The 26,045-nt window shown below is 67.5% G+C and carries 21 protein-coding genes; 8 read left to right on the top strand and 13 right to left on the bottom strand.

The annotated features are described in order from the left end of the window. Positions 1–129: 129 nt before the first annotated feature. From AB0J86_RS05405 to AB0J86_RS05355, 11 genes are all read right to left on the bottom strand, one after another. Positions 130–3,435: a BTAD domain-containing putative transcriptional regulator gene (locus tag AB0J86_RS05405; RefSeq protein ID WP_363852908.1), complete on the bottom strand. Its 3,306-nt coding sequence runs from the start codon at positions 3,433–3,435 to the stop codon at positions 130–132. A 17-nt stretch (positions 3,436–3,452) separates the two neighbouring features. Then, positions 3,453–4,013, bottom strand: coding sequence for a hypothetical protein (locus tag AB0J86_RS05400; RefSeq protein ID WP_363852905.1), 561 nt, complete (start codon positions 4,011–4,013; stop codon positions 3,453–3,455). 6 nt (positions 4,014–4,019) lie between these two features. Further along, positions 4,020–4,208: a hypothetical protein gene (locus tag AB0J86_RS05395; protein WP_363852902.1), complete on the bottom strand. Its 189-nt coding sequence runs from the start codon at positions 4,206–4,208 to the stop codon at positions 4,020–4,022. 13 nt (positions 4,209–4,221) lie between these two features. Then, positions 4,222–4,725, bottom strand: a complete 504-nt coding sequence (locus AB0J86_RS05390; protein ID WP_363852899.1) for a hypothetical protein — start codon at positions 4,723–4,725, stop codon at positions 4,222–4,224. 95 nt (positions 4,726–4,820) lie between these two features. After that, positions 4,821–6,041: a low specificity L-threonine aldolase gene (locus tag AB0J86_RS05385; RefSeq protein ID WP_363852896.1), complete on the bottom strand. Its 1,221-nt coding sequence runs from the start codon at positions 6,039–6,041 to the stop codon at positions 4,821–4,823. A 13-nt stretch (positions 6,042–6,054) separates the two neighbouring features. Next, positions 6,055–6,630: an XRE family transcriptional regulator gene (locus AB0J86_RS05380; protein ID WP_363852894.1), complete on the bottom strand. Its 576-nt coding sequence runs from the start codon at positions 6,628–6,630 to the stop codon at positions 6,055–6,057. Continuing rightward, positions 6,627–7,352 carry a hypothetical protein gene (locus tag AB0J86_RS05375; protein ID WP_363852891.1) on the bottom strand — a complete coding sequence of 242 codons (726 nt, stop codon included), beginning with the start codon at positions 7,350–7,352 and terminating at the stop codon, positions 6,627–6,629. The genes AB0J86_RS05380 and AB0J86_RS05375 overlap by 4 nt, the downstream gene beginning before the upstream one ends. A 415-nt stretch (positions 7,353–7,767) precedes the next feature. Next, a complete protein-coding gene (locus tag AB0J86_RS05370; protein WP_363852888.1) occupies positions 7,768–8,289 on the bottom strand; it encodes a hypothetical protein in 522 nt (173 codons plus the stop codon). 74 nt (positions 8,290–8,363) lie between these two features. After that, a complete protein-coding gene (locus AB0J86_RS05365) occupies positions 8,364–9,644 on the bottom strand; it encodes a DUF6596 domain-containing protein (protein WP_363852885.1) in 1,281 nt (426 codons plus the stop codon). Next, positions 9,641–10,030 carry a YciI family protein gene (locus tag AB0J86_RS05360; protein WP_363852882.1) on the bottom strand — a complete coding sequence of 130 codons (390 nt, stop codon included), beginning with the start codon at positions 10,028–10,030 and terminating at the stop codon, positions 9,641–9,643. The genes AB0J86_RS05365 and AB0J86_RS05360 overlap by 4 nt, the downstream gene beginning before the upstream one ends. 789 nt (positions 10,031–10,819) lie before the next feature. Next, entirely contained in the window at positions 10,820–12,289 is a 1,470-nt protein-coding gene (locus AB0J86_RS05355; protein ID WP_363852879.1) for an MFS transporter, read from the bottom strand. Positions 12,290–13,149: 860 nt separating this feature from the next. On the opposite strand from AB0J86_RS05355, the gene AB0J86_RS05350 reads away from it, so the two are divergent. The 5 genes from AB0J86_RS05350 (at position 13,150) to AB0J86_RS05330 (ending at position 21,242) form a co-directional block, all read left to right on the top strand. After that, a complete protein-coding gene (locus tag AB0J86_RS05350) occupies positions 13,150–14,085 on the top strand; it encodes a beta-ketoacyl-ACP synthase 3 (protein ID WP_363852876.1) in 936 nt (311 codons plus the stop codon). Between the two features lie 289 nt (positions 14,086–14,374). Further along, positions 14,375–15,238 carry an alpha/beta hydrolase gene (locus tag AB0J86_RS05345; protein WP_363852873.1) on the top strand — a complete coding sequence of 288 codons (864 nt, stop codon included), beginning with the start codon at positions 14,375–14,377 and terminating at the stop codon, positions 15,236–15,238. Positions 15,239–15,906: 668 nt separating this feature from the next. After that, positions 15,907–16,662: an SDR family oxidoreductase gene (locus AB0J86_RS05340; RefSeq protein ID WP_363852871.1), complete on the top strand. Its 756-nt coding sequence runs from the start codon at positions 15,907–15,909 to the stop codon at positions 16,660–16,662. Positions 16,663–16,871: 209 nt separating this feature from the next. Beyond that, positions 16,872–17,564: a hemerythrin domain-containing protein gene (locus tag AB0J86_RS05335; RefSeq protein WP_363852868.1), complete on the top strand. Its 693-nt coding sequence runs from the start codon at positions 16,872–16,874 to the stop codon at positions 17,562–17,564. Positions 17,565–19,124: 1,560 nt separating this feature from the next. Further along, positions 19,125–21,242 (top strand): BTAD domain-containing putative transcriptional regulator, encoded by a 2,118-nt coding sequence (locus AB0J86_RS05330; RefSeq protein ID WP_363852865.1) that lies wholly within the window; start codon positions 19,125–19,127, stop codon positions 21,240–21,242. Positions 21,243–21,325: 83 nt separating this feature from the next. On the opposite strand, the gene AB0J86_RS05325 is transcribed toward AB0J86_RS05330, so the two are convergent. After that, the gene (locus tag AB0J86_RS05325; RefSeq protein ID WP_363852863.1) at positions 21,326–21,490 is read right to left on the bottom strand and encodes a hypothetical protein; all 165 of its coding nucleotides are present in this window, start codon (positions 21,488–21,490) and stop codon (positions 21,326–21,328) included. Between the two features lie 476 nt (positions 21,491–21,966). Here AB0J86_RS05325 and AB0J86_RS05320 point away from each other — a divergent pair, with 476 nt between their 5' ends. The 3 genes from AB0J86_RS05320 to AB0J86_RS05310 all read left to right on the top strand — a co-directional run bounded on the left by AB0J86_RS05320 (position 21,967) and on the right by AB0J86_RS05310 (position 25,529). Continuing rightward, a complete protein-coding gene (locus AB0J86_RS05320; RefSeq protein ID WP_363852861.1) occupies positions 21,967–23,226 on the top strand; it encodes an ATP-grasp domain-containing protein in 1,260 nt (419 codons plus the stop codon). A gap of 41 nt (positions 23,227–23,267) precedes the next feature. Next, positions 23,268–24,560, top strand: coding sequence for an MFS transporter (locus AB0J86_RS05315; RefSeq protein WP_363853040.1), 1,293 nt, complete (start codon positions 23,268–23,270; stop codon positions 24,558–24,560). Positions 24,561–24,770: 210 nt separating this feature from the next. Next, positions 24,771–25,529: an SDR family oxidoreductase gene (locus AB0J86_RS05310; RefSeq protein WP_363852859.1), complete on the top strand. Its 759-nt coding sequence runs from the start codon at positions 24,771–24,773 to the stop codon at positions 25,527–25,529. On the opposite strand, the gene AB0J86_RS05305 is transcribed toward AB0J86_RS05310, so the two are convergent. Further along, positions 25,530–25,955 carry a helix-turn-helix domain-containing protein gene (locus AB0J86_RS05305; protein WP_363852856.1) on the bottom strand — a complete coding sequence of 142 codons (426 nt, stop codon included), beginning with the start codon at positions 25,953–25,955 and terminating at the stop codon, positions 25,530–25,532. Positions 25,956–26,045 lie beyond the last annotated feature (90 nt).

Here is a 26,045-nt window from a genome sequence, read left to right as displayed (position 1 = left end):
TGTTGCCGTGGTTGACCTGTCAGCCCTGCCGGAGGGTGGCAGGTCAACCACGCCGCAGCCGCCGGAGGTCGGTCCTTGAGGTAGGCCGCGAGGGGATGAGTGCTTGCTTGTCTGGAAGCTGGTCGGGAGTCACTGGTCGAGCAGCGCTCGGACCTGGTGGGCTTCGGGGGCGCCGACGGCGGTGAAGATGTGTTCGGCGGACTGCCAGTACGGCCGTGCGGCCGGCGCGCCGTGCAGTGTCTGCTGTGCCCGGCCGTACACGTGTAGTGCTCGGGCCTCGGCGAGGCGTAGGCCGTTGTTTCGAGCCAGTTCCAACGCGTGGTGCAGTGTTTCGATGGCCAGCTCGGCCTGGCCGCCGGCCAGCCGGGCGTGGGCGAGTTCGATGTGGGCGCGGGCGGTCAGGATCTGGTTGCCGGTCGCCGCAATCTTGTCCAGGGCGCGTTCGGCGTGTTCCGTGGCCCGTGCGGGGTCGCCCATCTCGCGGTACGCACCGGCCAGGGCGACGAGGATCGAAATCTGACCGTACCCGAAGTCGATCTCCCTGGCCTCGGCCAGTGCCCGCCGGTAGTCGTCGATGACGCCGGCCCGGCCACCGGTGCGCAGGCGGACGGTGGCGAGGAGTTCGGACCCGCCCACCCGATGGCGCCGTTCGCCGGTTTCCAGCCCGATCGCGATGGCCTGCCGCGCGTCGGCCGCTGCCTGCTCGTAGTCTCCGGCGTCGCAGCGCGCCTCGGCGAGGCAGACGAGGGTGGACGCTTCTCCGTGCCGGTTGCCCAGGCGGATGGTGAGTTCGCGGCAGTCGCGGTAGATGTCGATGGCTTCCCGCAGCTCGCCGCGGGCCCAGGCGGCCAGGCCCAGTCCGTTGAGCGCACGGCAGACGATCGACTGGTTGCCGATCCGGCGGCCGAGTTCCAGTGCCTGCTGGTGGGAGTCGGTGGCCGCGTTCGGTTGTCCGGCGGCGGACTGGGCCACCCCGAGATAGTTGATGTTCAACGCCTGGGCGTGCAGGTTGCCGGTCTGTTGGGCGATCTCCAGCGCTTGCGCGTGGTAGCCGGCGATCCGCTCCGTGTGCCCAAGCTGCGAGCACACCCGGCCCAGGTTGTGCAGGCTGTCGGCCTGCCCGTCCAGGTCGCCGATCTGTCGGCTGATATCGAGCGCGCGGGTGTGATGCGACTCGGCCTTCCGATACTGGCTGGAGGTGTAGTGGATCAGACCAGTGAGGTCCAGCACGGTAGCCTCGGCTCGCCGGTCGCCCGCCCGCCGGGCGGCAGCCAGCGCCGCGTCGCACACGGCGAGGCCCTCCACCGCGTGCCCGGCGCCCCAGAAGTAGCCGCGCAGCGCGTCGGCGAGCAGCCAGGTGTACCGCGGCAGCCCGTAGTCGCCGGCCCGTACGACGGCGGCCACCAGATTCGGGCGTTCGGTGTCCAGCCAGGTCAGCGCGGCGTCCTCGGTGTGCAGCGGGAGCGCGGTGATTCCGGCCGCGGGCGGTGGCGGCTCCAGCCGCGCCATGTCCGGATAGAGCAGTCCGGTGGCCGCGTACGCGGTGTGCAGGTAGAAGTCGAACAGGCGCACGGCGGCGGCGCGGGCGGACTGGTCGTCACCGGCCCGGGCGGCGGCGTACTCGCGCAGTAGATCATGCAACTGGTAGCGACCGGCGGCGGTCGGGAAGACCAGATTCGCCGCGGCGAGCCCGTCCAACAGTTGCTCGGCCTCGAACGGATCGCACCCGCTGAGCGCGGCGGTGGCGGGCGCGCCGAAATCGGCGCCCGGTACGGTGCCCAGCAACCGGAACAGCGTCGCCGCCGCCGGGTCCAGCCGCAGGTAGGACAGGTCGAACGCCGCCCGGACCGCGGCCTGTGCGTCGCCCTGGATTCTCAGTTGCGCCAACCGCCCGCGTGCCTGCAACGCCTCGGCGTAGGCGGCCACACTCAGATGCGGGTTGGCCCGGAGGTTCGCCGCCGCGATCCGCAGCGCCAGCGGCAGTTGGCCGCACTGCCGCGCCACCGCGTCCACAGCGTCCGGCTCGGCGGCCACCCGTGCCGGTCCCAGCACACTTCCGAGCACCGCTCGTGACTCCGGCACGTCCAGCGCGGTCAGCATGACCTGCTGCCCGCCGTCCAGCGCGACCAGCCCCCGCAGATGGTCCCGGCTGGTAACCAGCACCGCGGAGCCGGGCTGGCCCGGCAGCAGCGGCCGGACCTGGCCCGGATCGCTCGCGTTGTCGAGCACGACGAGAATGCGCCGATCCGCCATCAGGCTGCGGTACAGGCTCGCCTGGGACGCCTCATCGGTGGGAATCTGGGCGGCCGGCACCCCGAGCACGGCCAGGAAACGGGCCAGCACCACCGCCGGGGCCAGTGGTGGGTCGGGAGAGTAACCCTGGAGGTTGACGTACAGCTGCCCATCCGGGTACACCGACTTGAGGCGGTGCGCGACATGCAGCGCCACGGCTGTCTTACCAACCCCGGGCGGCCCCGTCACGATCACCAGCGGTATCGCATGGGCACCCTCGTCCGGGGTCAACTGCGCCACCAACTCCCGGACCGGTCCGACCCGACCGACGAAGGTGCGCAGGTCCGGCGGAAGCTGCACCGGCGTGACCCGCGCCTGCTCGCGTACCGTCACCGACTCCGGCGCCAACCCCAGCTCCCGTGGCAGCGCTATCGTCTCAAGGTCCTGATCACCGGACAGGATCGCCTGATGTAACCGTTGAAGCGGCTCGCCCGGCTCGATACCAAGATCGTCCCGGAGTCGTTGCCATAGCCGCCGGTACGCGGCCAACGCCTCGGCCTGGCGATCCGACCGGGCCAGCGCGAGCATGAACAACAGCCACAACCGCTCCCGCAGCGGGTGCTCCCGGGTCAAGTCGGACAGCTCTCCGATCACCTCGCCGTACCGGCCCAGGTACAGGTCCACCTCCACCTTGTGCTCGGCGGCCCGTACCCGCTCCTCGGACAGTCGCGCGACCCACTCCAGCTGCAACGACTCCGACGGCACGTCCGTCAGCGCGGGGCCCCGCCACAGTCGTAGGGCCCCGGTCAGCAGACTCGACTCGGCCGCCAGATCGCCGTCGGTGCCCGCTTGCCGGGCGCGGGAGAGCAGGTCACGAAACGCGAACACGTCAACCCGCTCCGGGTCGACCTCTACGGCATAGCCATTGGGCCGGGTACGCAGCACCCCGTCGTCACCGGGCTCCTGACCGAGCAACCGGCGCAGCCGCATGGCGTACACGTGCAGCGTGCTCCGCGCCGACGGTGGTGGCTGCTCACCCCACAACCTCTCGACAATCTGGTCGAAGGGCACCACCCGGTTCGCGTCGAGCAACAGCGTGGCCAGCAACACCCGCAGCTTGCCCCGACCCACCGGCACCATCGCGGTGTCCCGGACCACCTCGAGCGGGCCGAGTAACCGGAACCACAACTGTTCCCCTGCCAACGAATGCCTCCATCAAGTCACGCGGCCACGAAGCGCATTTCATGGCCGCTCATCCGCCGGCCTGCGGCAAATCCGCGCCGCGCAGGCCCAGGGCAACCGCCGAGGCGGCGGGAAATACTACGCTCGGGTCTCCATCCACCGAGTGATGGCGAAAAGCTCGTATCTGCCGGGCTTCTATCGTTACGTTGATCGTCTCGTGGTAACCCGGCGTACGCGAGCCTGTCGCTGGGCACGGCCTCCCCGGCCGCCTGGATGGATCCGCCGCGCCGCGCGTGCTCGCCCAGGTATATCGGTTGGCCGCCGGTCACGAAGGCCAGCTCGACCCGCTCCGGCACCGCTTCGACGTCGGCCCGCGCCGCGCCTCCCAGATCCAGCCGCTCGATCTCCAGCCTGCACAGATGGGTGAGGTACGCCGCCGTTTCGTCGACCCAGGGCGTGGCGGGAAGCGGGTTACCAGCCGTCTTCATCAGGGCTACGCGGTCGGTAGGCCGCGGTAGTTCGTCGATCCATCCCGGTAGGTCGCCGAGCCCTTGACTATCCAGAAATACCTGTACACCGCTTTTGATCATTTTCGCCACTCGAATCTAGTCCATGGTGGGAACTGGCGCGGACGCTGACGTGATCCGCTCGTGGCGGTGGCTGGCCAGCCAGCCAAGCAGCGCGAGCGCGCAGAAGCCGGCGGCGACCGAGCAGGCGCCGCTCCAGCGGTAACGGTCATAGGCGGTCGTCCCGGCCGTGGTGCCGAGCGCCCCGCCGAGTGAGTAGAAGGTCATGTAGACGCGGCCATCAGCCCGGCGGCCACGGCGTAGACGCCGCGCCAGCCTGCCACGCTGGCGACGACGCCGGCGAAGGTACGGGACAGCAGGACCCCGAGCAGGACGGAGCCCACCAGGGTTCCGATGATGCCGGCCCGCTGCTCGCGCGGGCCAGCGTGGCGGCGTACGGGATAACTATCTGCACCACGACGGAGGAGGTGCCGACCAGCACGGCCAGGGCGGCCAGGACATGCAGCCCGGGTGCGACGGCACTGGCCACGAACGCCACCGCGTCGACCGCGAGCAGAGTACTGATGAGCGGACGTCGAGCGACGATATCGCCGAGCGGCACCACGAACAGCAGCCCGACGGCGAACCCGAGCTGGGTTGCGGTGACCACGATCCCGGCCGCCGACTCGCTGGAGCCTAGGCCGTGCCCGATCGTGGGCAGCAGCGGCTGTGCGTAGTAGACGTTGGCAATTGTGGCGGCGCACGTGATCGCCAGCAGCCGCAGCAGGCCGTGCGGCAGCGCCATGGGTACTCCAATGCGGTAGATCCGAACCAGGCGGGATGCCTGCGACATCGATCGCCGGGCCCGATGAGCAACGACGGTATAGACCCGTGGCTGCCTCAACAGGGTTCTTGGGCTGACGGGGACGCCCCTTCCTCGACTTGAGGTTGAGGCCGAACGCCGGAGCTGCCCGTGGCTGAAGGACCAACCGACGGTGACCGTCGAACGTGTCGAGCCGTGGGACGCTCGGCCCGGTTCGATGAGTAACTCGAGTTCCGCTCGGCGAGCTGACGGACCGTGTCGAGCAGTTCGTCGACATCCTGTGCTGTCGTGGAGAAGGACGTGACGAACCGAGCGACTCCAGGCTCCCATCGGTCGTGGTAGAAGGTGTAGCCGGCGGCGAGAAGACCCTGGATGACGCGCTGGGGCAGGCGGCAGAACAGGATGTTCGCCTCGACGGTACCCAGCAGGTCGACCGACTGAACTGCTTCGAGTCCCGCGCGCAGTCGGATCGCCATCATGTTGGCGTGGCGGGCGTTATCCAACCAAAGGCCCTCGGCGAGGTAGGCGTCGATCTGGGCTGCCTGGAAACGCATCTTCGCGGCGAGCTGGCCCGCGCGCTTGGTTCGGTAGGCCAGCTCGGTGCTGAAGGCGGAGTCGAAGAGCACGATGACATCGGCGGTCATCGTCCCGTTCTTGCTGGCTCCGAGGGACAGCACGTCCACACCCGCTTTCCAGGTCGCCGCCGCAGGGCTGCAGTCGAGTGCGACCAGAGCGTTGGCCAGGCGGGCGCCGTCCATATGGACGCGCAGTCCCGCTTCCCTGGCTATCGCGGTGAGCCGACGAATCTCCTCCAGGGAGTAGACGCTTCCGGTCTCGGTGGCCTGCGTGATACTCAGTACCGCGGGTTGGACGCTGTGCACGTCGCCGGCCTTGCGGCGGGCGGATCTGCGTAGCTGCTCGGGGTCGATTTTGGTGTTGTTTCCATCGAGCGGAACGAGCTTGGCCCCGCCGGTGAAAAACTCTGGAGCACCGCACTCGTCGTTGTTGATGTGGCTGTCGCGGTGACACAGCACGCTGCCCCAGGGTGGGGTCATAGCGGCCAGGCTGAGCGCGTTCGCGGCCGAACCGGTGGAGACCAACATGATATCGACGTCTCGCTCGAAAATCTCGCTGAGCCGGTGCTTGGCACCGTGCGTCCAGTGGTCAGCGCCATACGACGGAGCATCGCCGGTCGCAGCTGCGGCCAAGGCGTCGACGACCGGTGCGGAGGCACCGACGTTATTGTCGCTGGCAAACGCTCGGCTCACGTCTTGCGGGGGCGTGGCGGTCCTGTTCAAGGGGATCCTTCTTCTAACGGGCGACGGGAGAGGCGATGACGACGGTGACGTCGGCGTGCGTGTCGTCGGTTCGGTAGCTGTGCGGGGCGTCGCCAGCGAAGGCGAGCATGTCGCCGGGGCCCAGCTGACGCGGATCGTCGGTCGGCCCGGCGATGAGCTGGCCGGTCGCGATCAGCAGATGCTCGGTCGTGCCGGGCGCGTGCGGCACGCCATCGACCGTGGTGTTCGGGGGGAGGCGTAGCCGCCAGATCTCCAGGCTGTTGCCGCCGCTGATCCGACGTAGTAACTCCCGTGTGGGGCCCTGCTCTGTGGCGATGGTCGATGGGCGGTGCAGGATGCCTGTCTCGCCTGCTGGCGTCAGCAGGTCGGTGAGCGGGATAGCCAAGGCGACGGCGATAGCGTCCAGGGTGTCGATGGTGGGGTTGGCCACGCCGGCTTCCAGCTGGGACAGTGTCGCCTTGCTCAGCCCGGTCCGGCGGGCCAACTCGGCCTGACTCATCCCGCGCTGCTGGCGGCGACGCTGAACCTGAGCGCCGGCGGCAGCGGCCGCGCTGCTGGTGGGCCGGCGCTCACGGTACGGGGCGTTCACTGCGCCGGCCTGTGGGAGGCGGTGTAGGAGACGCGGACGCGGCCCTTCTTTTGTTTCACGGCAGAGATCGTCACCTGCGCCAGGTCGGCGAGGCTGCGCACGTGGGTGCCGCCACACGGCGCGGCATGCAGGTCGCCGAGCCGCACGATGCGGCGTCCCTCGTCGTCGTAATCAGCGGTAACCAGAACGTCGGCGGCGATGGCCCTGTCCACGAAACCGCGCAGCCGGTCGGCGGCTTGCTCTCTCGCCTCGCCATCAACCAGATCCGTGTCGATCTCCCTGGCGGTGAACTCGATACGGGCCTGGCCGGGGAAGTGGTTGTTGCCGGCCAGTGTCCAGCCTTCGGTCCGGCCCGCCGCTTCTACCAGATGGCCCGCGGTGTGCAGCGCGGCATGCAGATTGCGCGCGCCGGGGTCGACGCTTGCGTGAACGGCCGCACCTTCGGTCAGGGCGTCCAGCCCGGTGCCCTCCCAGGCGTGGAGCACCACCAGGCCGGTCGCGGCGTGGCGCACCGGGAGAACCTCGCATCCGACCAGCCAGCCGCGGTCGGCGGGCTGGCCGCCTCCCTGGGGATGAAAGATGTTGTGCCGCAGGGCAATCCAGGTGGTGCCCGTGTCGTCCCGCCCGGTGGCGGCCACCGTCGTGGCGACATCGGTGAGGTAGGTGTCCTGGAGGTAGAGATCGTCCTGACAGGCGCTCTTCGTCGCAAAATAGTGAACCACACGTTCATCCTAACGAACGGCCGCAGGTCGGCGTCCCAGGGACAGGGGCCTGAGGGTCGTGCTCTGGTCACCGGCCCGGCTGCTACGTCCGGCCGGGCCGCCAACGATGACCGGCGTGGGGGCCAGCGGGTTCGGCCCGGGGGTGTGTGAGGTCGCCGACCTGCCATGCGGGGTACGCATCGTCGGACACCCCGGCGGCCCAGGCTTCGTGGGATCCGCGTTCACCGGCGCGGATGGTGCGCGCCAGCTCAGCTCACCTCCGCAGTGTGGGCCCGACCGGAACACGCTCACCGCTCGTGTGATCAGGCCCGTGTACTGCTCGCCGCTTGTGCCCATGAACCGCCAGGGTCCGCCGGCAGCCTGGCGGACCCTGTCCTGGCGACCCCGACCGGCGCCGCCAACATCCGCTTATCGGCTACGTCTGCGGCGGAAACGAGTCTCGCTCATTCAGCACGGTGTTGGCGGAGCTTGGGCGCAAAATGCCGATTGCCTTGGCATAGTAGAGCGAACCCTCTAGATGGAAAGCGATCTGCCGAACCGACCAGGCATCGCCTTGTCGGTGGTCGAGTGCGGCGTCTGAGAACTGCTGGAGCCGGATTTCGAAAATCTGGGCGAGTCGGGTGAGGCGGCTGCGTGCCTCGTCAAGATCCTCGGGGGTGAACGGCGCCAGGTCAGCGGGGGTGGTGATGGCGGAGGCGTGCCAGCGGTCCGGGATCGTCGGTACGCCGGCGATCCGCGCTTCGATCTCTGCCAGGTGGTCGACGAGATGGTCGGCGACGCGTCGGATGGCCTTGTGGGGGCTGTACAAGCGGTCGTCCGCCGACCGCGGTTCACCGTCCCAATGCGTCCATGTCTGGGCCAGTTCTAGGACCTGATGAACCATGCCGGTAACCACGTCGGCGGGGTTGCGGGCGTCAGTCGAGGGAGTGTCGGACATCGCGGGCTCCATGGTCATGGGTTTGGCGCCGGGGTGGTACCGGTGCGGGCTGATATTTCCGGGCGCTGTCGAGCTCAGCCAGCCGCCCGCGGGGATCCGTCACAGTCCGCCGTTTCTCGTGTGAGCCTGGCTATTTCGGCGTCCAGGTATCGTTGCTCGGGGACGCTGGTGGTGGCTTGCGCGGCCTTCCGGTAACACTTCACCGCGCCGCAGCGGTCGCCGGCCATGTCGAGGAGATGGCCGCGAACTGCGTGGTACCGGTGGTGATCGCGGATCCGACTGTCGTCTTCGAGGGATTCGAGGACCTCCAATCCGGCCAGCGCGCTCTGCGCCATCGCGACAGCCACGGCGTAGTTGAGGGTGACAACCGGGCTCGGCGAAATCCGGTTCAGCAGTTTGTAGAGCTCCACGATCTGCGGCCAGTCGGTGTCTTCGGCCTTCTTCGCCTCGTCGTGCACTGCCGCTATCGCGGCCTGGATCTGGTAGGGCCCGATTGGCGCGTTGTCCAGTGCGCTCTCGATGAGGGCCGTTCCCTCACGGATGTACGCGCCGTTCCACCGGCTTCGGTCCTGCTGCGCCAGCGGGATCAGTTCCCCGTCGGGCCCACCACGCGCCGCGCGTCGGGCGTCGGTCAACAGCATGAGCGCGAGCAGGCCGGTTACCTCGCCGTGGTCGGGCCGGAGCGCGTACACCTGTCTGGTCAACCGGACGGCCTCGTCCGCCAGCTCGATCCGTTGCAGGTCGGTTCCGACGCTCGCCGTATAGCCCTCGTTGAAAATGAGGTAGAGCACCCGGAGTACCGCCCGCAGCCGATCTTCGATCTGGTCGGGCGGCGGCATCGTGAACGTCAGCCCGGCCCCCCTGATCCGTTGCTTCGCGCGGCTGATGCGTTGTGCCATGGTGGCCTCGGGGACGAGGAACGCCCGGGCGATCTGGGCGGTGGTCAGCCCGCCGACCGCGCGCAGGGTGAGCGCGATCCCTGAGGCCGGAGGCAGGTCGGGATGGCAGCAGAGGAAGAGCAGGGCGAGCGTGTCGTCCCGCCCGCTGTCCGGCCTGGTGTCGGCCCCGGTCACGACCAGTTGGTCCGCGGGCTCCAGCTCAGCGACCCGGAGCTCTCGATGCCGCCGGGCCTGCTCGCTGCGCCGCTGGTCGATCAGCCGACGGTTGGCGACCCTGACCAACCAGCCCTCGGGATCGTCCGGTACGCCGTCGGTAGCCCACTGCACGCTCGCGGCGAACAGCGCTTCCTGGACGCAGTCCTCGGCCAGGTCGAAGTAGCCATGGCGGCGCACCAACGCGGAGAGCACCTTGGGCGCCGCGTGGCGAAGCAGTTGTTCGACCGATGGCTCGGTCACATCTCGGCCCCGGCGGACAGGTCCATGATCGGTCGAACCTCGACCGCGGCGAACCGGGCATCGGGGAACCGGGCGGCGAGAGCGGCGGCCCGTTCGATGCTCTCGCAGTCGACGATGAAGTAACCGGCCAGTTGCTCCTTCATCTCGGCGAACGGCCCGTCCGTGGTCTCGACGCCCTGATCACCGACCCGGACCGTCCTCGTCAGGCCCGGAGGCGCCAGCGGGGTCCCACTTACCAGCTCGCCCGAGTCGGTGATCTCCTCAAGCAACCTGTCGAACTGCTCCTGCATCATCGCGCGTTCCGTATCCGAGACTCCCGCCTGGTGCCGGAAGGTCGGGTGCGCCCAGTTGAGCGGGTTGCTGTAGATGGCCAGCATGTACTTCATTGTGCTCCTTCGGGTCTTTTGCGGCGTTGGCGTGACCTTCTTCGAAGGTCCTTCCGAGCACAGGTCGGAGCCGCCGCGCCCCGGTCGACCGGTGGGGCGAATATTCCCATGATATGAGACGCTCGGATTGCCGAAATCCTTATCCGCCCAGGTCCGACGTTGGTCCCAGATCAGCTTGAGCGCTGTGGCGATCCTGATCGCCTCCCTGCCTGCCACGCAGGCACGGCCAGCCGACGCGCAGGACCGGGCTCGCCAGGAGTGGGGGTATCGAGAATCAGGTCCATCACGTGCGCGTGACGTTTCGTGAAGACCAGCACCAAGCCCACCGCGGCAACCGGACCCCTGCCATCGCCACATTCATCTGACGGGACGCCAGGGTAACCGGCTGCGACGAGAACCAACACGCAACCACCACCACCTTCTCGATCGAGAACTACGGACTGCCCGACGAGGAAGTGTTTGGTGACCCTGCCAGGGTGCGCGCTCGTCGTCACTCCACAACCCCGGTGGCTTGGGCAGCGCGAATGCGCTCACAATCGCCAACGCCAGAGTGTCGGCGAGCCGGACCAGCCGGCTGGGCCGTAGCGCGCACACCTTCACCTTGTCGGCCTTTCATGAATTGACAACACGAGGGTGCAGGCCAGCCCGCACCGCAAACACGACCAGTCGCAACTATTCCGCCCGACTACATCAGATGCCGCTATCCGGGCGCTGACGACTGCCTGACCGACCTCTGGCCGGCTATGGCCACCGGGCAGCCCGTGTCGAGGTGCCCAGTGGCCCAGCGAATCATCTCGCGTCGAGCTGTCCCAGGCCGGTCACGTCGGCCCGCGGGGAGCGAAGCAGCAGGAGCGCGAGGACGAGGCCGACGACGGCGAAGCCCACACAGGCCGCGAAGCCCGCCCGTACGGCGCTGTTGAGGGAGAGCAGGGAATCGGATGGGGCGAGCACCTCGGTGGCCGCCACGCTGGAGACGATCGCCACGCCGAACGCGCCACCCAGTTGGAAGGCCGCGGAGTTGATCCCCGAGGCCAACCCGGCGTCTCGCTCGCGGACGCCGGCAAGTGCGGCCGCGGCTGCGGACACGGTGGCGCCCATCCCGGGACCGAAGACAAACAGGCCCGGGAAGATGTCCCCGAAGTAGCTGCCGCCCACCGACACTTCCGTCAGCAGCAGGCTGCCGGCGCCGAGCAGGACCAAGCCGGCGGCGGTGACCCACCGATATCCGACCGTGGCGATGAAGCGCTGTGCGGCATAGGAGCCGACCAGGGTCATCACCGTCATCGCCGTGGTGCCGAGGCCGAACACGATCGGGGAATAGTCGAGCACCTGCTGGGCGTAGATGGACAGCATCAGGCTCATGCCGAAGGCCAGCATGCTGATGACCAGCATCGACAGGTTCCCGCCGACGAACGCGGCCGAACGGAAGATCCGCAGCGGCACCAGCGGTGCAGCCGAGCGACGCTCGATCAGGAGGAAGGCGGCGATCAGGACGACCGCCCCGGCCAGGAACGCGAGCGTATGCATAGTGGCCCAGCCCACCTCCGGCGCTCGCACGACGGCGTACAGGAGCAGGACGAGTGCGCCGGTGATCGCGGTGGCGCCGGCCGGGTCGTACGCGCGGGCGCGCGCCCGGTCGCGGCCCTCGGTCAGCAGAATCGGGGCGGCCAGGAGCAGGACAGCGGCGACCGGCACGTTGAGGAAAAAGACCCATTCCCAGCCGAGCAGGTCGGTGAGCAGCCCGCCGATCAGCAGCGCGGCTGTGGCGCCCAGGCCGCCGATGCCCGACCAGAACGCCAGCGCCCGGTTGCGCGCCGCACCTTCGGGGAATGCGTTCATCAGAATGGAGAGCGCGGTCGGCGCCATGATCGCCGCCGAGATGCCCTGCCCGACCCGCGCCCCGATCAGCACCGCAGGCGCCCAGGCAAACCCGCAGAGCAGCGAGGACAGCAGGAACAGCGCGGTGCCGACCACGTACATCCGACGACGCCCGAGCACGTCGGCCATGCGCCCGCCGAGCAGCAGCAGGCCGCCGAAGCTGAGTAGGTACGCACTGAGCACCCATTGACCTTCCGACAGAGAAAGACCGACGGACTTCTCGATCGAAGGAAGGGCCAGGATGACGATCTGGGAATCGAGAATAACCATGAAGTTCGTGGTGCAGAGCAACGCCAATATCCCGCCGCGAGCGATGGTCCGTGGTGCTCCCGGTCGAGCGCCAGCGGACACGGAAGGTTCAACACCCACCTTCTCGGTCATCGGATCCTCCTCATCTACAAAACGGTCCATAGCGGCGGCTCCCATACCGCCGGGAGGCGCCTAATACCGAGGTCGGAGCCGGATGGCCGCCATCGACAGGCCGATGGCAAGTTTCGGTTCCACGCGATGCCGGCGATCACCTGCCGGTAGTCAACCCGGTCGCGGTAGTGACCAGCGATGGTGGCTGGTTGCTTGGACGTGTGGCGACGTCGGCGGCAGGGCATGGCTTGGTGAACGGGACCGCCGCAGAGGTCGGCGGCACGGACGAGGGTGTTTCCGTCGTTGACGTACCCCCGCTGGTCCCAGCCAGGCGAACCCCGACGTTGCCTGGGACGGTGGCGGCGGTGCGCCGGTCGGGACGGCGACTTCGAAGCGCGCTCGTGATCCGGATCACCGAGCCCGGCAGCGGGTTCGCCGGGCGGCCTGTGGGTCCGCGGTGTGCGCGGTCTCGGCGTAGGCGGCCTGACCACGCGCGGCGACCCCCAACGCAAGTACCGGGGAGAACACCGGCGCCCAACCTCTTGACCGCCGACTCGGAGTGCCTTCAAGGATTCCTTCCTGCCGCGCGGAGCGCCAGCTTCGGCGGATTCACCGGAGACGAGAGCGCCGCGCCCAGTGTTGCTGCGGTTGTCCCGGACATTCTCCGTTCGACGAATTGCCGATCGCTGACCGACGGCTTTATCGGAGCTGACCCGGCCGGACGATCTGGCTGCCATCCCTGGTCACGCGGTGATCGTTGGGCTGCCGGTGCTCGGCAGTTGTGATGTTCGAGCTGCCAACCCGAGTGGCATGGACACGCCTATGCGGAAATGGTAGAAACGTCTACCTACTGATCATGGTCGACTCGGGAGGAGGCGCTGATGCGCGGTTCGAAGGTCGTCGGCGCAGGCCATTATCAGCCTGCGAAAGTGCTGTCTAATCATGACCTCGCCGCGATGGTGGATACCAGTGACGAGTGGATCCGCAGTCGGGTCGGCATCCGGGAACGGCGCATCGCCGGGCCCGCCGACTCGCTCGACTTGATGGCGGCCGAGGCGGCGGACGCGGCCCTGCGTCATGCCGGCGTGGCCGCCGAGGCGGTCGACCTGGTGGTGGTGGCGACCTGTACGGCGGTCGATCGCAGTCCCAACATCGCCGCTCGGGTCGCGCGTCGACTCGGCCTGCGGTCACCCGCGGCGATCGATGTCAACGTTGCCTGTTCCGGGTTCACCCACGCGTTGGCCACGGCTGACGGCGCCGTTCGGCTCGGCTCGGCGACGAACGCGGTGGTGATCGGCGTGGAGCGACTGACTGACTTTACCGACTGGACCGACCGGAAGACGTGCGTGCTGGTCGGTGACGGAGCCGGTGCGGTGGTGCTGGCCGCCGCCGAGCAGCCCGAGATCAGTCCGGTGGTGTGGGGCTCCTACCCAGATATGGGCGAGGCTGTGGTGATTGAGGGCGATCGCAAGTTCACCCAGGCTGGACAGACGGTCTATCGGTGGGCCACCACGACGCTGCCCGACATCGCCCGCCAGATCTGCGCCACCGCCGGCATTACGCCGGACGATCTGGGTGGCATCGTTCTACACCAGGCGAACCTGCGCATCATCGAACCGGTGGCTCAGCGTATCGGGGCGACGAAGGCCGTCGTCGCCCGTGATGTCATCGAATCGGGCAACACCTCGGCGGCAAGCATCCCGATCGCGCTGTCGAAACTGCTTCAACGCGGCGAGCTCCAGCCCGGGGCACCGGTGCTATTGCTGGGCTTCGGCGGAGGACTGTCGTACGCCGGGCAGATCGTCCGCTGTCCGTGACTCGCGATTGTGAGCATCCTCGAAGGCTCGGCGGTTGAGTGCAGGTGCAGCGCCAAGCCGGTCGTCTTCACCGAGGCGCCTCGGGCCGTCGTCGCTCGCGCGGGATCTGCCACCTATGGCGCCGCGGCGCACCGAGGCTCTCCCCGCACGGCGGACGGCCGGGCGTACGGACCCTGCCTGGACCTGAAATCAGGTGAAAATCCGTCGGCTTCCGCGCCCCGTTGGTACGGTCGGCTGGACGATCACCCATGGAGGATCACCGAGGGGACCAGCAGGTAGGAGCGACACCGTGACCTCTGCGGCCAACCAGACCATTCGTCCGCAATTCCGCGACATCGACGGTCTGGCTATCCGGTTTGCCGAGAGCGAGGACCGGTCCGAGCACGCCCTGCTGCTCAACCCGTGGCCGGAGAGTCTGTTCGCCTTCGCGCCGATCTGGGCGCGACTCGCCGAACGGGTCCGCCTGGTGGCGATCGATCTGCCGGGGTTCGGCCACTCCGAGCGTCGCGACGAACTGCTGTCGCCCCGGGCGATGGGCGACTTCGTGGTACGCGTCGCCGACGCCTTCGGGCTGGACAACCCGCATGTCGTCGGCCCCGACGTGAGCACCGGGGCGGCGCTGTTCGCCGCCGCCCGCAATCCGGGCAGGTTGCGCAGCCTCGTCGTCGGTAGCGGGGGCGCCTCCGTCCCCATTCAGTTGGGCGGGGCGCTCAAGGACTGGGTCGAGAACCCGGATCTCGGCCATTTCCGCGCCATGGACCCAAGGCAGATCGTCGCCGCGGCGCTGGCGGCCCTGGAGCGGTACCAAATACCCGACCCGATCCGCGAGGACTACCTCTCGTCGTACGAGGGCGATCGCTTCGTCGAGTCGATGCGCTACGTCCGCGCGTACCCGACCGACCTGCCGATCCTGCGCGACCTCCTGCCGGACCTCCGGACGCCGGTCCAGATCATCGCCGGCGAGCACGATTCCGCGGTGCCACCGACCAACGCCGAGTTCCTCCACCAACGGCTGCCCAACAGCAAGCTCGACTGCCTCGACGCAGGGCACTTCACGTGGGAAGACGCCGCAGACGAGTACGCAGCGCTCGTCCTGGACTGGTGGGACGGCTACTCTTCCCTGGCCGAACGGCAGGGCCAGTCGACGTCGTAGACCGCGACGTCGATGTCACCTTGACGATCAACGGATCGGCCCTGTCCTACCAGCAGCCGATCAACCCTGTCACTCACGTGGGCGCCTCTGGGCACTGGTCGTTGCTATGTGCCAGCAGCGGTTCAGTCGGGTACCGGCGTCCCGGTAAGGCCAGGCCGGGACACCGGTACCGCGCCGTAGATCGGCGCCGGCTTTTACGGTGGTGATCAGAAGGAAGGACGCGGTTGCTGGACTGAACGACCGGTCCGCCACGACTGGTCTCCGCCGGCGGGTCCACGGAGAGGGCCTGGAGGATTTTGGTGGGGACGAACCCGTACCCCCGATCCGACCGTGCAGCCGTGCCAGCCGCGTCTGGAGCGATCAGATGCTGCCACCTACCCGGATGCCTCGCCCGCCGCTGGGCCGCCGGTTGGCGGGATTCGGGTCACGGCACCCGAACGACCTGATTCTCTCGATTCGGCCAGCCTCGCCGAGTCGCCGGCGCACGATGGGTGGATCCCGTGCGCATCGGCGTAATCCAAACGTCAATCGGACGTAGGCCACATCCCACTAGATTCTGTTCTCAGGGCTCTGCGTCCTGCGCCGACTCTGTGCCTTGGATGCTCGAAGCAAGACCGACGGGGCTTCAGGCTACGTGGTCTACAAAATAATGGAAGAAAGTGGCAGGGATGTCTGGTCGACTGCAGTCTAAGGTGATTGTCGTTACGGGGGGCAGCAGTGGAATGGGCAAGGCGTTTGCCCAGCGAGCTGCCTCGGAGGGCGCGAAGGTTGTCATCGGAGCCCGCGACGAGACGAATGGTAACCGGGCCGTTGCTGAGATCAGGGCCGGTGGCGGAGAGGCTCTGTTCGTGCCCACCGATGTCACCATCGAGGAGCAGGTCGCCGTATTGGTCAATAAGGCGGTGACGGAATTCGGCCGGTTGGATGGCGCGTTCAACAATGTGGGTGGCACGAGTCTTGGGAAGATTCGGGAAATAGGTGAAGTGTTTTGGCGGGATACGATCGACCGAAATTTGACGAGCGTGTTCTTCAGCCTGAAGCACGAGATTCCCGCGATCGTGGCGTCGGGGGGCGGTAGCATCGTCAACAACGCCTCCACAATGGGGGTGATCGCCGACCCGAACATCGCGGCCTACGTGGCCGCCAAGCACGGTGTTATCGGCCTCACCCGTTCAGCGGCGCTGGACGCCGCTCGTGAGGGCGTACGAGTTAACGCCCTGGTGACCGGATTGGTGGATACCCCGTTGTTCCGCGAGTCCGCGCGCAACCCCGAGATCCAGCAGTACTTCCTGGACATGCAGCCAAGCGGACAAATTGGGAAGGTGGAGGACGTTGCGGCCTTCACCGCTTTCTTGCTCAGTGACGATGCTACGTACATCACCGGAGCCGCTTTGAACATTGATGGCGGGGTTACCGCGAAGTAACCGCGTGCCGCGCAGGTGGAATGTTGGTTTGTCGGGTGTGCCGCCCGGCCGTCGTGATCCGGGATGGTAAGTCTCGGTGGCCATGCGGGATGCACTGGAAGGGGGACTCGGGTACCTGTTCCTGTCTGATTGAATCCCAAAACGTCAAATTCACCACTCGCTTCGATCAAGTAAAAGCAATTTAATACGAGATGGTTATAGGAGATGTAATGACGTCTGTTGGCGAGCCGATGGCTGATACTCGCGATATGTTTTTGTCGCACACCATGTTCCGGCGGGAGTTCGCCTTGCTGCCGGGACTGGTTCGCGGCGTCACGCCCGGCGACAAGGAACGCGCACAGATTGTTGCCGAACACATCGAGCTTGTGGACGGCTCACTGCACAGCCACCACACGAGCGAGGACAAGCACTTGTGGCCGAGGCTGCTGGAGCGCGGCCCCGAGGAGATCGCGCCGATCGTCCACGTGATGGAAGACCAGCACCAGATGATCGCGGACATCATCGACGAGGTGAAAGCAACGCTGGGAACCTGGCGCGACAGTGCCGCTTCCAAGTCCGGCGATGCCTTGGCCGCAGCTCTCGACCGAATGGTCCCGCTGCTTGTCGAGCACCTGAAGTTGGAGGAGGATCGCGTAATTCCGCTCATCGAGAAGTACATCACCGCGGCCGAGTGGGGTGCCATGGTCAACGAGGGTGCGGCCGCGGCTTCCCCGGAGACGCTTCCGCTGATGTTCGGCATGGTGACGTACGAGGGAGATCCTGAGGTCATCCAGGAAATCGTCTCCCACATGCCGGCAGATGTGCGTCCGGTCATCGAGGATCTGGCCGCGCGGGCGTTCGCGTCCTATTCCGAGCGTGTCCACGGGACCGCTACCCCACCCCGCAGCGACAGCGGAGCTTAGCCAGGTCCCGGTCCGCCTGCCGTTGCATTCGGAGGGAGGTGCTACCCCGGTCGGTGCCCGCTACGGGCGGGCGCCGACCGGATAGCACCCTGACGCTGTGCTCGACGGGCGCTGGGGAAGAGACGGCGCTGATGGGCGATGCCGTTTCTAGATCGACGCCGGCCAGGTGTCCACGATCGGTATCCGTCGGCGGGGTGGGTCGTGGCAGGCAACCAATGCATGGAAGGCCGCGCTGCGGGCTTTGCCTGCACCCGGGACCAGGGAGTACGGCCATGGTTGCCGCTGTTGGCCTAGCTATTGGATGGTGCATTTTCGCATCCGCGACCGAGTCGGTGCCGGGGTTTCTCGCCGTCCTGGAGACTCTGCGCCTTCCTCGAGACCCTGCGGCGCAGGGGTCGAGAAGCTGTGTGTGATCCTGGTGACCTCTCGCCCTGCAAGCACCCCGACGTCCCGTGCGTGGTGCGCTGTCGACCGGCCAGTCACGGACGCCTCCTGCGCACTACCGCACCACATCTTTGAGAATTCGCTCCGGGTGTGGGCGGACCGTCCTTTGGCGCCCTTGCTGTAGCACCGTATTTCATACCCCGGGGCCTTTGAGCGGCATTTCCGCCCAAGGCGTGGCCCACCAACCCCAGGGGCCGGTCGCCGGTCGCTTCCTCGTAAAGGCAACCTGGTCATCCCTGGCCACGCCGCCGTTCAGGTCGCGCGATGGTCGTTGCCCGATGCGTTGCGCCAGGGCCTACCGGGAGGGTCGGTCCACGGCGCCATCGTGAGAATTGATCGCGGTGTAAGCCGAAACTGCGGTCGTTGTGATGAATCAACCGCCCGTCACGCACATCGCGAGACCAGATCCTGTACCCGAGTGTGCCCAGGACGAGGTCGTGGCTGCCCGGTAGGAAGTCTTCCACCTGGTGATCCGGCTCGAGAACGCGTCGCGGACCGTGGCCAGCCACAGCAACCCTGCCCAGTGACGGTCTCGGCCGCATCCGCCACCCGCACCCGGTTCGGGGCGTCGGTGGTGAAGTTTCTTGACCAGGTCCGGCGCCGGATCCGCCTTCGGGTCCTGCTTCGTGGGCGCACCGCGCCAGCCTTTTGCGCAGGACCGCGCCCCGCAGGTGGTGTTCCCGCTCGACCCGCTTGCGGCCGACGCGGGTTCCCCGCCGTTGCGGCGTCGCGTGAATCCACTGGCTGCCACATGGCGGTCCGGACCGGTCGTGGATGTCGACGATCTCCGACAGCAGCCCGTGGTCCTCGACCTCCGTGGGCCGGGGGTAGCCTCGCTGGCGATCCAGCCGTAGTAGGGCGGCCCAGGGCCAGCCAGTGCGGCAGTGGGCTCACGGCACCCCTGACCTAGGCGTATGGCACATCGTTGCCGGTGTCACATCAAGGGGGACATTCGCGGACTATTCTGGGCCGCTGCGGGGGCGGAGCGGAGCAAGACTGCGGTGCGGTGCTTGATTGGTTTGAGCGGCGCGGCCGAAGAGGGGGTGGTCCGAATTGACCGAATCATTGGGCTTTGGGGTGCTCGGTCCGGTACGGGCGTGGCGGGGCGGGCGGGAGTTGGAACTGGGCACGCCCCAACAACGGGCAGTCCTCGCGGCGTTGCTGCTGAACGAGGGAGCGCACGTCTCGGTCGACGAACTCGTCGACGTCGTCTGGGGGCCGGAGGCGCCGGCAACGGCCGTACGCGTCGCGCGTACGTACATTTCCCGGCTGCGCCGCGTCCTCGAATTCGGCACCGGGGACACACCCGTCATCGCCTCGGTGGCGGGCGGATACGTATTGCCGGTGACTGCGGAAACTCTCGATCTGGTTCGCTTCCGCCGGTTGACCGAACAGGCGGAGGTGGCGCACCGCAATTCTGATCCAGCGGGCGCGGCCGCAATGCTGCACGAGGCGGACGCGCTGTTCCGGGGCGGCCCGCTGGCCGGCGTACCGGGCGGCTGGGCCGAGGCACAGCGCGCCCGGTTGACCCAGGTCCGGTTGGCCGCGCTCGAACGGCGACTCGCCCTCGATCTCGAACTGGGTCGGCACGTCGAGGTTGCGTCCGAGATCGGTCCCCTGGTCGCCGAGCATCCGCTCCGCGAACGGCTACGTATGCTGCAGATGCTCGCGCTCTACTGGGCAGGCCTGCAGGCGCAGGCCTTTGCCGTGTTCCACGATGTCCGTCGGACTCTCGACGCGGAGTTGGGGGTCGAGCCAGGGCCCGCGTTACAGGAGATTCACCAGCGCGTCCTCCGATCGGATCCGACCCTCCGGCCCGAAACGGCCCTACTGCTGCCGTCCGGGCCGCAGGCCGCACCACCACCGCCGCGCCCGCCGGCCCAGCCGCCTCGCCCTTCCATCCAGAACCTGTCCGCCGTACCGGCGCAGCTGCCACCGGACCTGATCGACTTCACCGGCCGGGAGGAGAGCGTACGGGCGTTGACCAAGCTGCTTACACGCGCCGGCGAGGTACCTGTCGCGGGCATCGTCGGGCTCGGCGGCGTGGGCAAGAGCGCCCTGGCGATCCGGGTGGCCACGCTGCTGCGAGAGCAGTTCCCCGACGGTCAGCTCTACGCCGACCTGGGCGGGATGGACGAACAGCCGGCGGATACCAGCGAGGTGCTCGCCCGTTTCCTACGTGCGTTCGGCATCGGCAGTGACGCTATACCCGAATCGTTGCCGGAACGCGCCACGATGTGGCGCACGATCATGGCAGGTCGGCGGGTCCTTGTCGTCCTCGACGACCCGCACGACAGTGAGCAACTGCGCCATCTGTTGCCGGCCACGGTCGGTAGTGCCGCCATCGTCACCAACTGGCGACGCTTGCTGGACGTGTCGGGGATATCTTGGACCACCCTCGGGGTGTTCGAGCCGGCCGAGTCGGTGACCCTGCTGGAGCGGATAGCCGGCGCGAAACGGCTGCGCATCGCGCCGGAGGACACCCGACGGTTGGTTGACCTCTGCTCCCACCATCCGGCAGCATTGCGGATCGCCGGTGCCAGGCTGGCCGCCAGGCCGGACTGGAGCGTGGCGCTCGTTGAGCGACGGCTGCTCGGCGAAATGGACGGGCTGGTCGCGCCGCACGAGGACTGCATTCCGTTCTATACCTCGATCATGCGGGTGGTATGGCGGTTGGACGCCGCTCACTCCTCCGCGTTCCGCCTGCTGGCCGCGCCGGACGTGGCGGACATCTCACCCGCCACCGCGGCGGTCATCCTGGACCGTCCGCTCGCCGAGACCGAGCGGATACTGGACTCGCTGACCGACGTACATCTGTTGAAGCCGGACCTGTCCGGTCGATACCGGTACGTCGGTGTGGTAAAGGCGCTTGCTCGGGCTCAAATGCTCATCGAGGGTAGTACCGCTTCCGGAGCGGCAGCGGTCCGACGTTTGGCGCGGTTCTATCTCGGCAGCGCTCGCAACGCCCTCCAGATTGTCGGTCTACCGCCCGAGCCGGCCGCCCCGACGGAGACCATGGGGGCTGCGGCGGGCCTGGCCTTCGGTGACGCCGACGAGGCCGATTCGTGGCTACTGCTGGAGCGAGGCAACATCCTCGGGGTCGCGGCGCAGGTCGCCGAGGGCGCGGAATCGTCTGCGGACGCCATGGCTGGCTGGTGGCCCATCCAGCAGCGCCTCGCTGGCCTCGACAAGGGCCAGCGACCAAGAGGGCAGTTGGCCGGCCAGGCGGCGTAGCCGGGGTGGGGATCAGGGCACGGCGATAGATGCCAAATCCGCCATGGCTGTTGTCCGGGGCGGTGCGCGTTGGGCGTCGTCCCTCAGCGTTCCCTGCTCACGTGGCTGACCTGCCGACCACCACTGACAATCTGTTCGCCGACCCGGCTGACCAGTAGGACGAGGGTTGCCACGATCATGATGCCGAGTGGTGGCGGCAGCGGCATCGCGCCGGCGGTCGCGACCGGTACAAGCCGACGTGGGAGCACAGGATCCTGCTGGTCACCACGTGGCCGAACAGGCAGGCACCGAGAAGGAGAAGCCCGGGGCGGCCAAGGAGAGTGAGGACTCAGGCCACCCGGGCCTCCTCGCCGAGGCCTCGGTCAGGCCGCAACCGCCGTACGTGGCTGCACAGCGACTCGATCAACTTGTCCTTCGAGTAGACCCGCATGGCGGAGCACGGCGCGAACGGCAGTCCGTCGCCGCCGGCCTCGACACAGCCGCCGCTCGCTGTGACCGCTAGCCGGTGCCGAGCGTGTGTGCAGCTCCTCAAGAAGTCGCGTTCTGCAGACGGTCGACCTCACGTTACTGAGGGTGGCTGGGAAATGGGTCAAGGGTCGCCCGTCAGGTGCGTCTAGGGATTTGTTCCGAGGCCGCTCGGCCGTTGACGAACGATCTCGGCGTTTGGGGCCCGGATATGCGGAATCTTCCTGATGTGGATGCCGGAACGTGCCGGTGAACCTGGATGCCGGACATCAAGCCACTTGACGCAGACGAGGGTTCACCAGTGACAATCGCTGTACTCGAAACGATTAACTTTGGCCTGGAGTATCTGGTCGACGCCGCCCGTGAGCGCGGTCACGAACTAATCCTGCTCACCGGGGATCGGTCCCGGTACACCCACGAGCTGTCGAAGGGTCTGGTCGACTCGCTCAGGATCGTCGGTGTGGATACCGGCAGGGTTGACGAAGTGGTCAGTGTCCTGCGCGCAGTTCCCGATCTCGCCGGGGTGGTCCGAATGGCGGACCCGTGGAGCCTGCAGGCGCTCGCCGTCGCAGATCAGCTTGGCCTGCCGCATGAGAATACCGAGGCGGTATCGCTGTTGCGGGACAAAGGACGGCTGCGTCGGCACCTCTACGACAATGGTTTCTCGCGTGCCCCGAGCATCGTTTTCGACCCGCAGACCGCCACCGTGACGGAGCTGACCCGCCAGCTTGCGTTTCCATGCATCGTGAAGGACGTCGCGGGGAGCTTGAGCCAGAACGTATGGCTGGTCCGCAGACCGGAGGAGTTGGCGAGCGTACTGGTCGCCGCCCAGCACGCCAAGGATTTGTACGGTGGCGCGCTCACCGCCGAGCCCTACTTTCTCGGACCCATGTACAGCGCGGAGACGGTGAGCTGGGCCGGCGAGACGAAAGTCATCGGTGTATCGAGCCGCGGGCTGTCACCGGAGCCGTACTTCCGGGAGGAACTGGCCACCTTCCCGGTGGTCCTGCCAGAGAAGGCGCGGAGCGAACTCGCGGAGTGGATCTCCGGAATCCTCTTCTCGGTCGGCTACCACGAGGGCGTGACCCACACCGAGTTCATCATCACCACCGCCGGCTTCGAGATCGTGGAGATTAACACGAGAATGGGCGGCGCGCTGGTCGGCGAGTCGATCAACCGCTCGCTCGGTATCAACTTCCACAGCGCTTTCATCGACCTGGCGCTGGGCCGGCGCCCGCTGGTGATGGATCTCGAACCCGAGGTCCGGCAGGGCGTGACACAGATTGCCATCTACGCCCCGAGGATTGGGGTCTTCGAGCGGATCGGCGGGGCTGAACAACTTCTGGATCATCCCGGGGCGCCGACGCTCTACCCCATTCATAGGCCGGGTGACGTCATTCCCGCCACTACCGACCAGCGCGGGGTGCTGGCAATGCTCCTCGCCGATGGCGAGACGGCTGAGCTGTCGTTGCACAATGCCCTGTCGGCGGCGGGGAAACTCGTCGTACAAATGCGCTGACGGCAGCCGAAGACCCGGATTTATGCAGAAGAGCGGTGGAAATGGGCAAGATAACCGGTAACCTCGCCCGGAGCCTGACCGGGTTTCCAAACGGTTTCTGGTGGCTATGGACCAGTACACTGATCAACCGGCTCGGCACCTTCGTCTTTCCGTTCCTGGCTTTGTACCTCACCTCGGCGCTCGGCTACACGGCGACCCACGCCGGCCTCGTGCTGGCTATCTACGGAGTTGGCGCCTCCCTCGGTGCGCTCGTCGGCGGCGAGTTGAGCGACCGGGTCGGGCGCCGCGCGACGATGGGCGGCGCGCAGGTTGTCACTGCCGTCACCACCGCGGCGATGGGGTTCGTCACCGCACCCGCCGCCATTGCCGTGCTGGCGTTCATCGTGGGTGCGTCAGCCAGTGCCTCGCGCCCCGCGATCTCGGCGATGATCGTGGATGTCGTACCGCCCGAGGACGTGGGGCGGGCGTTCTCCGTCAACTACTGGGCCATCAACATCGGCTTCGGTTTCTCAGCTGCCGTGGCGGGCTTCCTGGCGCACCAGGGGTACGTCTGGCTTTTCCTCGGCGATGCCATCACGACGTTGGTCTGCGCGGTGGTGATGTGGGTGAAGCTGCCGGAGACCCGACCGGAGGGAGCCGAGCAGTCATCGCCGGTTCCGGTAGCCGGGGTCGGCCTCAGGAAGGTGCCCGGGGATTTCCGGTTCCTGGGGCTCTGCCTGCTCGCATTCGCCATGTGGATGATGTTCTACCAGGGAGCCAGCAGCCTTCCGGTGGCCATGGCCGAACGCGGGATGGCTACCCAGACGTACGGGCTGATCATCGCGTTGAACGGCATGCTGATCGTCGTGCTGCAGATTCCCGTCACCTCCCTGCTCAAGCAGCGGAAGCGCGGAATGGTGCTCGCGCTGAGCGCGGTGTTCGCGGGTGCGGGGTTCGGGCTGAACGGTTTCGCCGGCACATCGGTAATGGTGTACTCGCTTTCGGTCCTGGTGTGGACGCTGGGTGAGATCGCGTATGCGCCAGCCTCGGAGGCCGCGGTGGCCGAGCTGTCTGGCCAACGAGCTCGTGGCCGCTATCAGGGCCTGTTCGGCTCGAGCGTCTCGGTCGCGTCGTTCCTCGCCCCGCTCGCCGGTGGGCTGGCGCTGGATCGCTGGGGCGGACCCGCACTGTGGTTCGCCTGCGCTGTGGTCGGCGCGGCCGCCGCGGTGGGGTTCTGGGCACTGTTCACCGTCCCGCGCCGAGCCGCGGGCCACCCCGAGGTGGTCCTGGAGGGCGAGCCGTCCCTTCTCGGGCGGGAGCGGGAGCCGGTCCCGAGCACCGCTTCAGGAGGCTGAAGTCCCTGGGCGGGTTCTCGGCGTCGCTCGGCTCGGCGTACCGATTCTGTGTGGGGCAGTTGAGCGGAGGGCAGTTCCCTTCAGGGAACCTGAGCACTTAAAACTGCCTTCTTGTCGATCCCGGCGTCTGGGGAGAGCCTTGGTCGCGGACTGCTGAAAGCGGGCTCTGGTCAAGACATATAAACGGAATTCTGAAGGGATAAAGGGAAGATGTCTGCACGACTGCAATCGAAGGTCATCGTTGTGACGGGCGGCACCATGGGAATGGGGCGGGCGTTTGCCCGGCGAGCTGCCGGAGAGGGAGCGAAGGTCGTCATCGGCGCGCGGGACAAGGAGCGTGGCGAGGGGGTCGTTGCCGAAATCGCGGCGGCCGGTGGCCAGGCGCTGTTCGTGCCGACCGACGTGACGGTGGAGGAGCAGGTCGCCGAGCTGGTACGGGTCGCCGTCGCCGAGTTTGGCCGGCTCGACGGTGCGTTCAATAACGCCGGTGGGGGCAACGCCGTCGGTGCCGTACGCGACATCGACGATGCGTTCTGGCGCAGCACGATCGACCGGAACTTGACCAGCGTGTTCTACAGCTTGAAGTACGAGATCCCGGCGATCGTGGCGTCCGGCGGCGGTTCCATCGTCAACAACGCCTCGACGGTGGGAATCGTCGGTGATGCGAAGTTGGCAGCCTACTCGGCGGCAAAGCACGGCGTCATCGGACTCACCCGCTCGTCCGCCCTGGACGTGGCCGCCGAGGGTGTGCGGGTAAACGCCCTGGTGACCGGACTGGTCGACACTCCGCTGTGGCGCGAGGTGTCGGCGAATCCGGAGATCGAGCGGCATTTCCTGGGCATGCAGCCGAACGGTCGGGCCGGCCGGGAGGACGAGATTGCCGCATTCACGTCGTTCCTGCTCAGCGACGACGCCGCCTACATCACCGGCGCGGCTCTCGCGATCGACGGCGGCCTGACCGCGAAGTAGTCAGAGCTCCGCGCCGGCCGAATCCTCACGGCGGCGGTCGTACGCGGCCCGGCTGGCGCGGATGCCGTCGAGGTTCTGCTCGGTCCAGCCCGCGAGGTCCTGAACGATGGTGAGCAGGGTCTGCCCGGCGGGGGCGAGGGCGTACTCGACCTGGGGTGGGACGGTGGGGTGCACCGTACGGGTGACCACGCCGTCACGCTCCAGGCCCCGCAGGGTGGTGCTGAGCATCCGCTGGGTAATGGGGCGCGCCAGTCGTCGCAGCTCGTTGAAGCGGCGGGCCCCGCGGCCCAGCTCGCAGATCACGACAACGGACCACTTGTCCCCGACCCTGGCCAACACGCTGCGCATGAGCTCGGCGTCACACGTGACCACAGCCTCCGCCGCCTCCGTTGACGGGACGATCTTGTCGACGAGCATGGCTGTCATGGCGCTTCCTCCACGGGACGTAGACATTTCGCAGTGCTTCTTCGCAGCTCACCAGCAGTGCGGCTGGTAGCCCTGGTATTCAAAACGTAC

Source organism: Micromonospora sp. NPDC049559, from assembly GCF_040676675.1.
Classification (GTDB): Bacteria; Actinomycetota; Actinomycetes; order Mycobacteriales; family Micromonosporaceae; genus JBFAPK01.
The sequence above is the reverse complement of the archived record's forward strand: the minus strand, read 5'-3'. Positions and strand labels throughout refer to the sequence as shown.

Bases quoted from the DNA above. Each gene is read 5' to 3' on its own strand.
- AB0J86_RS05395 (WP_363852902.1), bottom strand. From the start codon at position 4,208: ATGACCTTCTACTCACTCGGCGGGGCGCTCGGCACCACGGCCGGGACG.
- AB0J86_RS05390 (WP_363852899.1), bottom strand. From the start codon at position 4,725: ATGGCGCTGCCGCACGGCCTGCTGCGGCTGCTGGCGATCACGTGCGCC.
- AB0J86_RS05370 (WP_363852888.1), bottom strand. From the start codon at position 8,289: ATGTCCGACACTCCCTCGACTGACGCCCGCAACCCCGCCGACGTGGTT.
- AB0J86_RS05360 (WP_363852882.1), bottom strand. From the start codon at position 10,030: ATGAAGTACATGCTGGCCATCTACAGCAACCCGCTCAACTGGGCGCAC.
- AB0J86_RS05355 (WP_363852879.1), bottom strand. From the start codon at position 12,289: ATGACCGAGAAGGTGGGTGTTGAACCTTCCGTGTCCGCTGGCGCTCGA.
- AB0J86_RS05350 (WP_363852876.1), top strand. From the start codon at position 13,150: ATGCGCGGTTCGAAGGTCGTCGGCGCAGGCCATTATCAGCCTGCGAAA.
- AB0J86_RS05340 (WP_363852871.1), top strand. From the start codon at position 15,907: ATGTCTGGTCGACTGCAGTCTAAGGTGATTGTCGTTACGGGGGGCAGC.
- AB0J86_RS05335 (WP_363852868.1), top strand. From the start codon at position 16,872: ATGACGTCTGTTGGCGAGCCGATGGCTGATACTCGCGATATGTTTTTG.
- AB0J86_RS05320 (WP_363852861.1), top strand. From the start codon at position 21,967: ATGCCGGACATCAAGCCACTTGACGCAGACGAGGGTTCACCAGTGACA.
- AB0J86_RS05315 (WP_363853040.1), top strand. From the start codon at position 23,268: ATGGGCAAGATAACCGGTAACCTCGCCCGGAGCCTGACCGGGTTTCCA.
- AB0J86_RS05310 (WP_363852859.1), top strand. From the start codon at position 24,771: ATGTCTGCACGACTGCAATCGAAGGTCATCGTTGTGACGGGCGGCACC.
- AB0J86_RS05305 (WP_363852856.1), bottom strand. From the start codon at position 25,955: ATGACAGCCATGCTCGTCGACAAGATCGTCCCGTCAACGGAGGCGGCG.